The organism is Sporosarcina sp. PTS2304 (assembly GCF_003351785.1).
In the GTDB taxonomy this organism is placed as follows: domain Bacteria; phylum Bacillota; class Bacilli; order Bacillales_A; family Planococcaceae; genus Sporosarcina.
On sequence record NZ_CP031230.1, the window covers coordinates 2,046,984 to 2,060,127 of the forward strand.

16 protein-coding genes are annotated in these 13,144 nt (G+C 39.1%); 7 read left to right on the forward strand and 9 right to left on the reverse strand.

Translation table 11 applies throughout. The features are described from left to right. Position 1 precedes the first annotated feature (1 nt). The 3 genes from DV702_RS09835 to DV702_RS09845 all read left to right on the forward strand — a co-directional run bounded on the left by DV702_RS09835 (position 2) and on the right by DV702_RS09845 (position 2,605). Positions 2–352, forward strand: coding sequence for a DUF3307 domain-containing protein (locus tag DV702_RS09835; RefSeq protein ID WP_114924595.1), 351 nt, complete (start codon positions 2–4; stop codon positions 350–352). Between the two features lie 136 nt (positions 353–488). Next, positions 489–2,063, forward strand: coding sequence for an amidohydrolase (locus tag DV702_RS09840; RefSeq protein ID WP_114924596.1), 1,575 nt, complete (start codon positions 489–491; stop codon positions 2,061–2,063). Between the two features lie 53 nt (positions 2,064–2,116). Then, positions 2,117–2,605 (forward strand): TspO/MBR family protein, encoded by a 489-nt coding sequence (locus DV702_RS09845; protein WP_114924597.1) that lies wholly within the window; start codon positions 2,117–2,119, stop codon positions 2,603–2,605. A 38-nt stretch (positions 2,606–2,643) separates the two neighbouring features. On the opposite strand, the gene DV702_RS09850 is transcribed toward DV702_RS09845, so the two are convergent. Further along, positions 2,644–2,883: a hypothetical protein gene (locus DV702_RS09850; RefSeq protein ID WP_114924598.1), complete on the reverse strand. Its 240-nt coding sequence runs from the start codon at positions 2,881–2,883 to the stop codon at positions 2,644–2,646. 79 nt (positions 2,884–2,962) lie between these two features. Then, positions 2,963–3,928 (reverse strand): DUF2382 domain-containing protein, encoded by a 966-nt coding sequence (locus DV702_RS09855; RefSeq protein ID WP_114924599.1) that lies wholly within the window; start codon positions 3,926–3,928, stop codon positions 2,963–2,965. Positions 3,929–4,072: 144 nt separating this feature from the next. Here DV702_RS09855 and DV702_RS09860 point away from each other — a divergent pair, with 144 nt between their 5' ends. Then, on the forward strand, positions 4,073–4,480 hold the full coding sequence (locus DV702_RS09860; RefSeq protein ID WP_114924600.1) for a YugN family protein: 408 nt from the start codon (positions 4,073–4,075) through the stop codon (positions 4,478–4,480). 112 nt (positions 4,481–4,592) lie between these two features. Here DV702_RS09860 and DV702_RS09865 read toward each other — a convergent pair whose 3' ends face one another. The 4 genes from DV702_RS09865 to DV702_RS09880 all read right to left on the reverse strand — a co-directional run bounded on the left by DV702_RS09865 (position 4,593) and on the right by DV702_RS09880 (position 8,291). Further along, complete coding sequence (locus DV702_RS09865) at positions 4,593–6,128, reverse strand: AbgT family transporter (protein ID WP_114924601.1); 1,536 nt, start codon at positions 6,126–6,128, stop codon at positions 4,593–4,595. A 137-nt stretch (positions 6,129–6,265) separates the two neighbouring features. After that, a complete protein-coding gene (locus tag DV702_RS09870; protein WP_114924602.1) occupies positions 6,266–6,595 on the reverse strand; it encodes a CHY zinc finger protein in 330 nt (109 codons plus the stop codon). A 281-nt stretch (positions 6,596–6,876) separates the two neighbouring features. Beyond that, positions 6,877–7,623 carry a YqcI/YcgG family protein gene (locus DV702_RS09875; protein ID WP_114924603.1) on the reverse strand — a complete coding sequence of 249 codons (747 nt, stop codon included), beginning with the start codon at positions 7,621–7,623 and terminating at the stop codon, positions 6,877–6,879. A 299-nt stretch (positions 7,624–7,922) separates the two neighbouring features. Further along, complete coding sequence (locus DV702_RS09880) at positions 7,923–8,291, reverse strand: carboxymuconolactone decarboxylase family protein (RefSeq protein WP_114924604.1); 369 nt, start codon at positions 8,289–8,291, stop codon at positions 7,923–7,925. A 100-nt stretch (positions 8,292–8,391) separates the two neighbouring features. On the opposite strand from DV702_RS09880, the gene DV702_RS09885 reads away from it, so the two are divergent. Continuing rightward, on the forward strand, positions 8,392–8,889 hold the full coding sequence (locus DV702_RS09885) for a metallophosphoesterase family protein (RefSeq protein WP_114924605.1): 498 nt from the start codon (positions 8,392–8,394) through the stop codon (positions 8,887–8,889). Between the two features lie 9 nt (positions 8,890–8,898). Here DV702_RS09885 and namA read toward each other — a convergent pair whose 3' ends face one another. Next, a complete protein-coding gene (namA, locus tag DV702_RS09890; protein WP_114924606.1) occupies positions 8,899–9,918 on the reverse strand; it encodes an NADPH dehydrogenase NamA in 1,020 nt (339 codons plus the stop codon). Positions 9,919–10,057: 139 nt separating this feature from the next. Here namA and DV702_RS09895 point away from each other — a divergent pair, with 139 nt between their 5' ends. Continuing rightward, complete coding sequence (locus tag DV702_RS09895) at positions 10,058–10,678, forward strand: Yip1 family protein (RefSeq protein ID WP_114924607.1); 621 nt, start codon at positions 10,058–10,060, stop codon at positions 10,676–10,678. A 63-nt stretch (positions 10,679–10,741) separates the two neighbouring features. Here DV702_RS09895 and DV702_RS09900 read toward each other — a convergent pair whose 3' ends face one another. Continuing rightward, a complete protein-coding gene (locus DV702_RS09900; protein ID WP_114924608.1) occupies positions 10,742–11,296 on the reverse strand; it encodes a DJ-1/PfpI family protein in 555 nt (184 codons plus the stop codon). 149 nt (positions 11,297–11,445) lie between these two features. Between DV702_RS09900 and DV702_RS16840 the strand changes: the two genes are divergently transcribed. Continuing rightward, positions 11,446–11,619, forward strand: a complete 174-nt coding sequence (locus DV702_RS16840; RefSeq protein WP_162805773.1) for a hypothetical protein — start codon at positions 11,446–11,448, stop codon at positions 11,617–11,619. A gap of 193 nt (positions 11,620–11,812) precedes the next feature. Here DV702_RS16840 and DV702_RS09905 read toward each other — a convergent pair whose 3' ends face one another. Beyond that, complete coding sequence (locus tag DV702_RS09905; RefSeq protein WP_114924609.1) at positions 11,813–13,108, reverse strand: purine/pyrimidine permease; 1,296 nt, start codon at positions 13,106–13,108, stop codon at positions 11,813–11,815. Positions 13,109–13,144 lie beyond the last annotated feature (36 nt).

The window sequence follows — 13,144 nt, forward strand, 5'->3', positions numbered from 1 at the left end:
AATGGATCTATTTACTTATTTACTGCTAGGTCATCTAGTAGGAGACTTTTTATTTCAGAGCTCCTGGATGGCAATGAATAAAGCGAAACAATGGATTCCTTTATTGATACATTGCATCATTTATACCGCAACTGTAAGCATAGCCATTCTCATAGGCGGCTTTTCTCTATCCCCTTTCGCTGTTGGAATCCTGTTCTTTAGTCATGTTATTTTAGATAAACGGGTCTTTGTAGTTTGGTGGGCAAAAACATTTATGAGCGTCACACAGCCAACTGGTAATTGGCTAATTATTGTGGCTGATCAAGTATTTCACTTGCTTATATTAGGCATCATTGCGCACACATTCTACTAATTTCATTTTTAACGGTATGAAAGTACTTTTCGTTATATGTTTTATTGAATTTTCCTTCATCTGCTATACTTGTTCTGTTGTTCATTCCTATCAATCCGTTTATTATAGATAGAGTACATAGTAAGGAGGAATCGATTTGAAGACACTTTGGCATAACGGAGTATTTTACACGCTTCAACGCGAAGGGCAGACAGCAGATGCCTTAATTACAGAACAGGGAAAAATTACAGCAATCGGTTCCTATGAAGATTTGAAAGACCAAGCCCAACAATCGATTGATTTGCATGGTGCTTTTGTCTATCCCGGATTTATCGATAATCATATGCACATTATTGGGCAAGGAGAAAAATTGCGTAAAGTAGACTTATCATACGCCACTTCTTCAGAGGAATTAATCGATTTGCTGGCGGATGCATATAGAGACTTTCCTGAAGGTGAATGGTTTACGGGAGATGGATGGGATGAGAATAACTTCTCAGACAAAAAAATCTTAACCCGCTATGATCTGGACAAGATTACAACTTCACCTATGTTATTAAAGCGTACATGCTGGCATGCGGCAGTCGTTAACTCGAAAGCTTTAGAATTAGCCGGCATTACAAAAGATACACCTGACCCAGAAGACGGTGTCATAGAACGTGATGAATATGGAGAGCCAACGGGATTACTTAAAGAAGGAGCTATGCATAGGGTACAAGAATTATTGCCCGAACCTACTATCGCATATGTGAAAAAAGCTTTAGAAACTTCAGTGGATCATTTGCTGTCCGTCGGTTTAACCGGCGTCGTGACAGATGATTTAGGTTATTACGGTCATTATAGTACACCACTTACTGCGTTCAATCAGGTGCTGGGTAAAAAGCGTAAATTTCGTACTCATTTATTACGTCATTTCAGTGTTTTTGAACAACTTTTCAAAGATCAGGCTACATATAATGAACCTTGGGTAGAACCGGGCGAGATGAAAATTTTTATGGATGGAGCATTTGGAGGCAGTACCGCTTGGCTCAGTAAACCTTATGCCGATGATGCGGAAAATGTAGGTACCTCAGTCCTAACAGAGGAAGAATTAGATTGCTACGTTAGAACGGCTCGTCGCTATGGAGAAGCAGTCGCCATTCATATGATTGGAGATTTGGCTGCTGAGAAAGCATTGGATGTAATCGAGAAATATCCTGTACCTAGCGGAAAGAAAGATCGTTTCATTCATGTGACTCTATTACGAGAAGATTTAGTAGAGCGCATGGCTGCCTTGCCGATCGTATTAGACATTCAACCTACTTTTGTCCCTTCAGATTTCCCATGGGTTGAAGAACGGCTCGGTGCTGATCGAATGGATTGGGCATATGCATGGAAAAAACTAATTGCTAAAGGATTTATTTGCGGCGGTGGCTCTGATGCCCCTATTGAAGATCCTAATCCTTTGCTTGGTATTCACTCTGCCATCACAAGACGACTGCCTACAGAATCACATGAAGGATACTTACCCGATGAAAAACTGAGCCGCTATGAAGCGGTACAATTATATACATCAGGAGCAGCAGCCACTATTGGAAAAGAACATGTGCGTGGTCGACTCGCGATTGGGTTTGATGCAGACTTCACTGTTCTGGCAGAAGATATATTTGCAGTTGCTGTAGATCATATCCCTGAAATTCCGGTAGTTAAAACTATTGTTGCTGGTGAGATGATGTATGATGCAACTATGTAAAATCTGTTTAGTTTGAAGTAGTTAGGGAAAACTTCTGAAAAGGAGGTTTTATCTTGGAATTACTTAAAGTAAACGGTGTAGTGAACTGGAAGAAGCTTACGCGTAACGTATTACTTCCTGTTGTTGGTGGCTCAATTATTGGATATCTAGCGAATCGTAATACTCAAGACCAATATGCTCAATTGGAAAAGCCTTCATTTTCTCCGCCAGGCTCCATTTTCCCAATCGCTTGGACTACTTTATATACGATGATGGGAATCGCTAAATACAGAGTGGAAGAGAAGCAACGTCTAGAATCAAAAGATGCTACAACGTTATACGATATTCAACTAGGCTTAAACTTCTTATGGTCTTTTTTGTTTTTCAAGTGGAATTTACGAGGAACAGCACTTATCGAAATGACCATTCTCCTTGGTGCCATAGCTTTAACGGCTTACGAGTTCAACAAAATAGATCAAACGGCCGGTGTGCTAATGCTTCCTTATATCGCTTGGGTATTGTTCGCGCTGACATTGAACTATAGTACGTGGAAGTTAAACTAATAAAAATGTCCTTGCCATATTAGGCAAGGACATTTTTATTAGTAATACGTCTGAGATTGGTTTCGATTCATACGTTCTGCAGTTTTATAAGCATCATACATTCCCCAAATCCAAACAATCGGGTACGTAATAAAACCGATCAGAACGAACATTAATAAACCATTAATTGCTTGTAAAATGATAAGCAAAATCCCTTTGAGAATTTGTCCGTTATAAATTTGTCCGACACCAGTCCAGAAAAAACTTAGAACGGCTGCAATACCCGGGTGCTTCAGCATACACTCATCCCCTTCCCGGCAGCTTTCTTTCATCTTACCGTATCAGGAAAGGTAATGACAAGATGTTTCGTAAAACGACTTAGAAACGATCTTTGTCGAGTGGGTCTTCTACGACATCTATTTCTCCATCTCTTTCAACATGTACTTCCTCACGCTTCACCGTTTCGTTTACAGTTTCTTGTTCCACTACTTGGCTTTTCTTAACGATAATTTCCTCTGTAACTACTGGTTTTTTTGTAACTTCTATACGTTCTTCCGTCACGGGTATACGGATCGTATCTTCATCTTCCGCGAATGCTGTTGCATCATGTCCGAAATTAGCATCAGTATCTAGCTCACCATCTATAACTGGCCTGCGCTCAATTGTAATTTCATCATGTGAGACATTCACATCTACTGATCTAGGTTCCTCTACTACATCTTTTTCAATCCGAACTTCGCCACGTTGACTCTCTACTTTATCAATTTGTAAACGTTCTTCATGTAAGCGTAAACGTTCCTCTTCAGTATGACCGAGATTATGTTCATCAGAATAAGCGTCATGATGGTTTAAGTGAGTAAGATTTTCTTCGGGTAATGTTTTATTCAATCTATATGCTGGGTCTCCGCCATTCAACTCTTGATCCGTCACACTTAACCCATTCGCTCCTAAATTGATATCTGATCCATTTCTACTTCTACCATAAAAATCAGTGTTATCCATATAGTGTCGGTTCGCTTCACCCGAATCTACGTAGAGCAGCATGCCGCCTTGTTCAATTTCATTGTAATATTTTGTTGTATCTTCTGCTCCAAAGTTCAAATTATCTACCATCCGACGTACATGATCTTCTCCAGAAACAAACCCCATAAAACGATCCCACCATGAATCATCCGCAGATTTAATCTCTGCATCCGTTCGGCTTCTCAACATAGTTAAGTGATCATCATTCTTAACAACGACATATATATCATCTTCCGGCCAACCTTCTCTTTTTAATTCTTCCACGCGATTGATTAATTCCGTTTCGTCATAATACATTCCCATATATCTGTTAGTACTCATCTAGCTCTCCTCCTAATAATTTGTAGTGATTGTTATTGTGTTATATGAACTACCCGATTAATAGAGTTAGAAACATTCCACATTTTTTAGTGCTATGTATAATTCATTGCAGATAAGGAATCCTGAGTAAAAGGAGTGATAGTATTGTTAGAATTAAATACACCTATTGAAGGAAAACTTGCTTGCTTTGGAACACTTCGCGATAAAGTTTCCGAGCATGGTTACCATTTTGGAGGAGGCTGGGACTATAATAGAGGTCACTTTGACTCTATCCTTTCTCGTGAAGGCGGAGAAACGATTTATTTACGTGTCCCATTTGTCGTGGATGATGGGGAATTAGATGATTATCATACTTCTATAAAATTTAAAAAGCCGTATGTGATTAAACATGTGGTGAATACAGGATTAGATCGTGATGCCAGTTCTTTACTGAGCGGATCATTCAATCAATTTCAGGAACCACTAGAGAAAGATGCAGAAATCCGTGATAAAAGTCGCTGGGAAACTGCTGGCGAATTGGCAATTGAGGAGATCTTACAGTACTTGGAATGAACAGTTCTATCGATATGAATAAAAAATTACACGCTTTCAAATACACAATCAAATAAAAAAGATGCATGAAGGAAAATTGCTCTCTTCATGCATCTTTTTTTAATGTATTTTATTATTTACTTAAGAAGATAGGACCTTCTGGACCGAGTGGTAAGCCTAATACATACCAAACTGCGAATAATATAATCCACATAATACTGAATGCGATGGAGTATGGAAGTAAAGATGTCATAAATGTACCAATACCCATTCTCGGGTCATACTTTTTCGCAAATGTTAAAGCAATAGCAAAATAAGCTAACATAGGTGTGATTGGGTTCGTAATAGAGTCACCAATACGATAAGCTACTTGTGTTACCGCAGGATCATAACCTAAAATCATGAACATCGGCACAAATACGGGTGCCAGAATTGCCCATTTAGCTGATGAACTTGCGACGACAAAGTTAATTAATGCAGCAACTACTATAAAGCCGATGAACAAAGGTAGTCCTTTCAATCCCATAGCTTCTAATGTTTCCGCACCTTTAATCGCCACAATCGGACCTAGATTACTCCAGCTGAAATATGCAATCATTTGAGCAGCAACAAATGCGATAACGATGTACATACCCATGCCAGACATCGCTCTCGCTAAATGATCGGCAAAATCTTTTGAATTCTTTATTTGCTTAACCACTAGTCCATAAACTAACGCAGGAAGCATAAATAAAATCATCATTAAAGGTACTACGCTGTCCATCAATGGAGAGTTCGTTATAGAGCCCGTTTCCGGATCACGTAATAGACCATTTTGTGGAATAGATAAGTATAAAATAATAGCTATAAATACTATGACAGAAATCGCTGCCCATAGTAATCCCCTTTTTTCCACTGCTGATAAATCTTCAACAGTTTCTATTGCACCTGTATAGGAACCCAAACGAGGTTCAACAATTTTCGTCGTAACAAAAACCGCAACAGGTACTAAAAATAATGTCGAGACAGCGAGGAAATAATAGTTCATCGCTGGATTAGCCGTATACGTTGGATCATAAATCTGTGCACCGATTTCCGTGAATCCTGCGACTAATGGATCGAGTACACTCAAGATCAAGTTCGCAGAGAAGCCTCCTGCCACTGACGCATACGCTGCAGCCAATCCTGCAATTGGATGCCGGCCCAATGCAATGAAAATCATAGCGACAATCGGTGGTAAGACAACCATCGCTGCATCTGCTGCTGCGTTTCCTAAAATAGCAACCAATACAATTACTGGTAAAATGATCTTTTTTGGTGCATTTAAAATCGTCACTTTCATAGTGGCAGAGATTAAACCCGTTGATTCAGCAAGACCTACACCTAACATGACTACTAACACTAAACCGAGCGGTGGAAAACTGGTAAAGTTCTCTACTAAGTTCGTCATCATCTTAATGAACCCTTCACCATTCAACAGATTGATTACTGCTATTTCCTCTCCAGTTCCTGGATTTACAGCAGTAGTCCCAAGCTTTCCGAAAATGAAAGAACAAATTAAAATAATAGCGGCAATATACACGAAAAGCATGACTGGATCCGGTAATTTATTTCCGTACTTTTCGATAAAATCTAGAAAGCGATTGAATAACCCGCGTCTTTCTTTTCTAGGTGCACTTTCATTTCCCATAGTTATTCCCCTTCCTGTTTATCATCTTGCAAATTGTATAAGCAATCTACATTATGACATAATTACAGAATGTTTTGTATGTATTTTCAGATTTCTTTACTTATATATTTATGAAAAAGTTCTTTTCGATAAATAATTTAGTGCTCAAAGTATAAATATTTATGTAATGCACAATTAGGATTAAAAGAAGACTCACAAGAAGGGCATACGTATCCGCACTGAAAATATTCATTAATCGTAAGTTCATGACGGCAACTTCCACAGAGTATCGCTTTTTCATCGAATTGCTCTACTGGCCATACAGCATACAGTTGGCAATCGCCTTCTTCATGACAAGCGTAGCAAGGATAATACGTCTTGCAACAGTAAAATTTAATAGCCACTCGATCATTTTCGCCATTGTAATGGACACAACGCGTTTCATCATCAAGTAGCGAACCACTAATTTTTTGGAGATGATTTTTCATTTGAATTCTCTCCTTTCCTTTCTAGAGTAATTATAAAACAAGCTTATATTTATACTATCAACTGTTATTCTCCTTATGTACTTGTGTCTGTCTAAAGTTATATGAAAAAGAACAGTCGTTGAAGATAAAAACTGCTAAAAACAGCACACTTTCCGCGAAAGCTGGCCATTTTTAGCAGTTTTCTTACTGACTATTCTAAACTATAAAGTGATTGGTAAAAACTTGTTGACTTTTTTCTTTTAAATCATAATGCTTTCTACACAGCATTCTTTACTACTAATTTACTTTTCTTCTAAAGAGATTTTATGAGTAAAAGGACATTTACCGGTTATAGGTTCACAGTCATCTCCTATAAAAAATTGCTTCCATTCATTATGTGTCGGATCGCCGAAATGACTGATATCTGGATGTTTCGGTAAGTCATCCCATAGTTCTACGCGCTCACGAACTTTCTCTCGTGAGTTGATACCGCCTTTTTCTGTTCCTTCTAATCCTTTGAAAATTTTACGTGGTTGGAATCCCATTACTAAAGAATTTCCTAAGTCTCTTGTTTTTCGTTGTTTATAAGCTGGGGCATTTCCGAATGCGAAGATCGGTTCTCCGTTAAAATGGAAATCCCATAAGTGATGGTCGGGATCCTTCGGTGCACTCTCTGGCCATTCCGTAGTGTCTTCTTTATGCAAGTACTGTAAAATATCCCAAAATTGTTTACGATAGTCTTCCAATGTGCCTTCTGTTGCGAATGGCTCCACAAAAACAAATAATCCGTGCCGCTTATGTTCAGGATTGTCAAATAGTAACAAAAAAGACTCTAGCGCACGCGGAAGATTAGACCAATCTTCTTGTGTAATATAAGCATAGCGGAGTTCCCCTTTGTTTTCGCCCGCCATCCCAAAATAACAAGGAAAAGTCTGATCTGTTACAGTGTTATGGAATGTTTGATATTCATTCAATAACCACTCTGGCAAATCTTTTCGTTTAGCAAAATCTTCTTTCGTTAATAAAGCGTCTGGTGTTTGAATCAACATTTCATCCCCCTTCTTTCTATATTTTCCCCTACCCCTTCCAAAAAGTCCATTATATAGTCGGAAAAATAAGTTTTTTCAAAAATGATAGCAAGTGCCAAGATCACTGTAGAAGTAAGCGCTCTATCATAATCTGAGGTAAATGAATAGTAACTAAGATCTAACGAAAAAGTGTAAAGGAAATCATTCCTCTACACTTTTCATTGTAGTTTACTACTATATCTTTCAGAAAAAAACTCACTTGTATGGAAAAAATGAAGGTTAACTGTTTTTGACAATGTAGATCATTTTTTAATACCTTTTCATTGAACCGGATTCGGATCTTCAGACAAATCATCCATCGTCTGCATCACCAATGTAACTGCTTGACTTAGTGCGCTTCCCCCACCAAGTGCAGCTGCTATACTAATAGCTTCAAGTATTTCCATTGAAGTGCAACCATTTTCCACACAACTTTTCGTATGATAAATAATACAGTATTCACTATGTGCGTAAACACTTACCGCCAGCGCTATTAAATGCTTCTGCTTGTGACTAATTTCTCCCTCTTCAAAACACGATTCTGAGAACGCGTGAAACGACTGTACGACGTTCGGTGCTTTTTCACCCATTGCACCCATCCCTGTTTTATAGTCTTGCAAAATCGCTTCTGTAAATGTGAAATCCTCCATGAAATCCCTCCTGTATAGATGAAGTATATCCAGTTGTTTGTTTGCTATACAGAGAGAACGGAAATAAGATAACTACATAACAAACGAGAGGATGAATTACATGAAAATCGTTATTACGGGTGATACCCATATTCCTGGTAGAGGAACCAGCTTACCTAAACGACTGATTGAAGAATGTCGTATTGCAGATTTAATTTTACATACGGGGGATTGGAAATCAACGAAAGCAGTACAATTACTCTCTTCATACGCAGAAGTAAAGGGAGTGGTTGGAAATGTGGATGACGAAGAACTTCATACGCAATTCCCCTTACAACAAATTATTGAAGTAAAGGGAAAAAGAATTGGTATCGTGCATGGCCACGGTACTCAAAAAACTACCGAAAAACGTGCTATTGAAGCATTTGAAGGGATGTCAGTAGATATCATTGTTTTTGGACATTCCCACATTCCTATAGTGCGTTATATGAATAAAACTCTCCTCATCAATCCAGGATCCCCAACCCATAAACGAAAACTGCCCTACTATTCATTTGTTGTTTTGTCTATTGATCAAGACATACGGGCAGAAGTGATATTTTTTGATAGTAAAGAGTAAGGCGATTGTTTATCGATAAGTCCATCCACGTTTATAAGGGATAGACGAATCAATCTCCACTCCTAATTCTTTCGCTGCTGTATATGGCCAGTAAGGATTGCGCAGTAATTCACGTGCAAGCAATACTACATCCGCACGACCATTTTGTAAGATTTCTTCTGCTTGAAGTGCTGATGTAATTAGGCCTACTGCACCTGTCGGGATATTCGCTTCATTTCGGATAGTATCTGCATACGGTACTTGGTAGCCAGGAAATGCATGTATTTTTGCAGGTACAACTCCACCCGAACTGACGTCTACTAAATCTACTCCTTGCTCTTTCATCCAACGCGCCATTTCAACGTATTGAGACGTGTTCATACCGTCTGCATAATCTTCCGCAGATATTCTTACAAAGAGAGGTCCTTCCCAAACAGAACGGATCGCGTCAATCACTTGTCGTAACATACGATAACGATTTTCTGCTGATCCCCCATATTCATCTGTACGGTGATTGCATAGTGGAGATAGAAATTCATTGATCAAATAACCATGGGCACCATGTATTTCTATAACATCAAAGCCAGCTTTTTTTGAACGAATAGCAGCTTGCTTAAATGCTTCAATGGTTGCTTGGATATTTCCAGTTGTCATAGCTGACGGTGTTTTGTATTCTTCACTAAATGCTATTTCACTCGGAGCATAAATCTTCCCTTCCACTGTCGCTTTTCTTCCCGCATGTGCTAACTGTATGCCGGTTTTTGCACCATGTTGCTTCATCAAGGAGACAATTTCTGCTAATCCTTCTATATGATCATCCGACCATATACCTAAATCTTCGTTGGAAATTCTGCCTTCAGGTTGAACAGCTGTCGCTTCTACAATGATGAGACCGACCTGCCCCACTGCACGAGTAGGATAGTGCACTTTATGCCAATCTTCCACTTTCCCATCTTGTTTGTCAGATGAATACATACACATAGGTGACATCACAATTCTGTTTTTTAATGTAATATTGCGAATGGTATAGGGTGTAAATAATTTTTTCATAAAAGATCCTCCTTATGTTTCTGTACAGCAAAGTATAGCAAATATGAGTTCATTTTTAAGGAACGAGGATTACATCTACTTTTCTATGAAACCTTAAATGTAGTGAAACGTATACTATGTATAGAAAGGAAGGGATTAGATGAACCCTCTCATATCCATTTGGACACAACCTAAAGAAACGATTCGTTATGTGCTTGAATACAAAACATGGAGCTATAGTTTTTTCATTTTATTGTTATCAGCTATTAGTGTAGGACTTACTTCTTTTGCTGATACCGATTTCATACCCGATCTCCCACTCATTGTTCTCGTTATGCTTGCAATTATTTCAACTTTTATCGGTAGCATCATTAGTTTGTTTATCAGCGCTGCCTTATACAATTGGATAGGAAAGTGGCTTGGAGGGACTGGGAATTTTAGTGACATGTTCCAAATGACTCCTATTGCTTCGATTCCGCTCATCTGGATGCTCCCTATTAACTTGTTGTTAGTCGTCGTATTCGGTAAAAGCATATTTATCGGGATGGATGAATCAGTAGCGTTTGTGAGTTTGCCAGCCACTCTTTTATTATTAAGTAATATTCTGACGTTTGGATTAAGCATTTTTGGCTTCATTATATTATCGAAAGGAATCGGTATTGTTCATCATTTCTCCTCTTGGAGAGGATTTAGTGTGCTGATGATTATTTTCGGTTTTGCATTAGTGATTTTTGTTCCATTGCTGATTTTGCTGTTCTTTATAGTTATTGCAGCTGTTTGACCAGTAGTAGCCAAGATAAAAAAAGTGCGCGGAGGCAATGCCACCACGCACTTTTTTATCTAATTATTTAGTAAGCATCTTCATAAATTCTCTCATTAATCCTGGAAGGTCTGGCCATGCATGTCCCGATACGAGGTTGCCTTCCGTATGAAGATCCTTTTCAATATATGTCGCACCTGTTGCTATGACATCCGGTTTACATGCAATATAGGCTGTCAGCTCCCTTCCTTTCATTACGTCCGGAAGTACAGATAATACTTGCGCAGCATGACAGACTGCAGCGACAGGTTTGTTTTCTTCAAAGAAATGTCGAACAATCGCAGGGAGATGCTCGTCTAAACGGATATATTCTGGAGCGCGTCCTCCTGGAATAATCAACGCATCGTAATCAGTCGGGTCTACATCTTTAAACGCCAGTTGAGAATCCAATCCATAGGCCGGTTTCTCTACATATGTTTCCATCCCATCAATAAAGTCATGCGTGACCGTATACAATTTCTTTACGGAAGGAGAAGCGATTGTCGTCTCGAACCCTTCTTCTAAGCAACGATAGTACGGATAAAATATTTCTAATGCTTCCACTGCATCTCCACCAAGAATTAAAACTTTTTTACTCATGTACATTCCTCTCTTCCAATTCTGAATTATGTTACTACTTTATCACATTCGACATTTCTTGCACTATTCCTCTATCTACTGTAGACCTCTCACTATTTATGTATTTTTTCCAGCTGAGTGAAGCATAGTAGAAAGAGGAGGGATGTTCAATGAATAAACGCGTTCGTCGTCTTTTTCATAAAGACACTATTCAAGAAGAAATGGGCTTAGCATTCGAATCCGAGGCAAACGAATCTGCGCGCGTACGAGAAAATGCTTCGGGTAAAGAATATCGTGAAGCAGTTAAACAAGTTTATCGTGAAACAGAAAACAAAAGAACGTAAAGAAAACCTTGCTTTTAAAATCGAAAACCGCCAAAACAGCATTCTTTCCGCGAGATTTTGAAGCTCTTCGCAGGAGTCAGCTATTTTTGGCGGTTTTCTTATTGACTGTTTTAAAGAGTAAAGTGGCAAGTGCTAAGATAATTGACATTTATCTTTTCAAATAATGACATCTTTTAGATAGTTCACTTTTATATTAGCGTGCTAATCGTTTCTTTGTTCGATACATCATATATTGTTCAATGAGAATAGCCAAAATTGTTCCGGTGATTAGGCCATTCGATAAAGTAGAAGCTACGATGGCTGGTAGTTGCGACAAGCTTTCTGCTGGTACAAACATCGTACCTACTCCGACCATTAGACCGAATGCAACCGCTTGACGCGCACGGTCTTTTTCTGGATCTTCATCAAGTTCGTTAAAAGCCATAGAGACCATTTTTGTGAAAATGGCGAACGTTACTGCATATGCAACAGGTGCGGGAAGAGCTGCAAAAATGGCCATTACGCTAGGAAAAAGAGTCAAAACTACGAGCAATGAACTCCCTATGATAAACGGCTTGATCGACGGCATGCGTGTAGTACCTACAAATCCCGCAGATCCTGAAATGGGTACTGAACCAATAGCAGAAAACAATCCCGCCAGTAAATGGATAATCCCTGATGCAAATGCTCCCTGGCGTAGCCTGTCCGGTGGTGTTATGTGAAATGAATGCTTTAACAAATGTTCCATTACACGAATGGATGCAAGCATATTGGCAACTAGCAATAATGTGATAAAGATGGCAGTCACTAATACACCGCCATCCCATACTGGCTTACCATACACTAACATGTTCGGAAATTGAATCAGTTGATCGGACACTTTTGCGACTTCAGGAGTTTTACCAAGGAGGAGAAATAATACCCAGCCAAGCGCGATTGAAATGAGTACAGCATACTTCGAAATGGTCGGTCGTTTATTACCCATAGCTATGAACGTAATTAGTAAGACGATAAAACTTCCACCTAAAATGATAGGATCCAAATAATCGCCTGTTTCTTCGACTCCTATCATACCTTTTAGAAACGTTCCGCTTAACTGCAAGATTAACAGCAAGAGGTAAGTAAATGTAATAGCAGGTGTGAAAAGAGCTTTCATCTTGGTGATGACTCCCGTGGCGGCCAACAAGATGAACAGCACTCCACTGTAGAACATACCACTTTGTAGAGCTTGCAGGGCGTCTGTTGATGTTGTATAGAAAATACCTACCATTCCCGCGTACACCACATAAATCCCCCACCATAAACCAGCGGGTCCTTCGTTTATAGGCAGTCGATGCCCGAAAAATGCTTGAATTAGACATGCGATACCGAGTAAAAATATCGTTCGTTGCATAAATAGCGACGTTTCAACAGAATCCATCCCGAAAACGTGGGCGATTGCTATCGGTGCTGCGATAGATGATGCGATAAGAAAGACAGTCCATTGGATACCGCCTGCAAGATGTTTCATTGGATGATTCCTCCGATGCTACAGTAGAAATTTGAT

Coding starts and splice junctions, on each gene's coding strand:
- DV702_RS09835 (WP_114924595.1), top strand. CDS start 2: ATGGATCTATTTACTTATTTACTGCTAGGTCATCTAGTAGGAGACTTT.
- DV702_RS09850 (WP_114924598.1), bottom strand. CDS start 2,883: ATGCTGAAGCACCCGGGTATTGCAGCCGTTCTAAGTTTTTTCTGGACT.
- DV702_RS09855 (WP_114924599.1), bottom strand. CDS start 3,928: ATGAGTACTAACAGATATATGGGAATGTATTATGACGAAACGGAATTA.
- DV702_RS09865 (WP_114924601.1), bottom strand. CDS start 6,128: ATGGGAAATGAAAGTGCACCTAGAAAAGAAAGACGCGGGTTATTCAAT.
- DV702_RS09870 (WP_114924602.1), bottom strand. CDS start 6,595: ATGAAAAATCATCTCCAAAAAATTAGTGGTTCGCTACTTGATGATGAA.
- DV702_RS09875 (WP_114924603.1), bottom strand. CDS start 7,623: ATGTTGATTCAAACACCAGACGCTTTATTAACGAAAGAAGATTTTGCT.
- DV702_RS09880 (WP_114924604.1), bottom strand. CDS start 8,291: ATGGAGGATTTCACATTTACAGAAGCGATTTTGCAAGACTATAAAACA.
- DV702_RS09885 (WP_114924605.1), top strand. CDS start 8,392: ATGAAAATCGTTATTACGGGTGATACCCATATTCCTGGTAGAGGAACC.
- namA (WP_114924606.1), bottom strand. CDS start 9,918: ATGAAAAAATTATTTACACCCTATACCATTCGCAATATTACATTAAAA.
- DV702_RS09895 (WP_114924607.1), top strand. CDS start 10,058: ATGAACCCTCTCATATCCATTTGGACACAACCTAAAGAAACGATTCGT.
- DV702_RS09900 (WP_114924608.1), bottom strand. CDS start 11,296: ATGAGTAAAAAAGTTTTAATTCTTGGTGGAGATGCAGTGGAAGCATTA.
- DV702_RS16840 (WP_162805773.1), top strand. CDS start 11,446: ATGAATAAACGCGTTCGTCGTCTTTTTCATAAAGACACTATTCAAGAA.
- DV702_RS09905 (WP_114924609.1), bottom strand. CDS start 13,108: ATGAAACATCTTGCAGGCGGTATCCAATGGACTGTCTTTCTTATCGCA.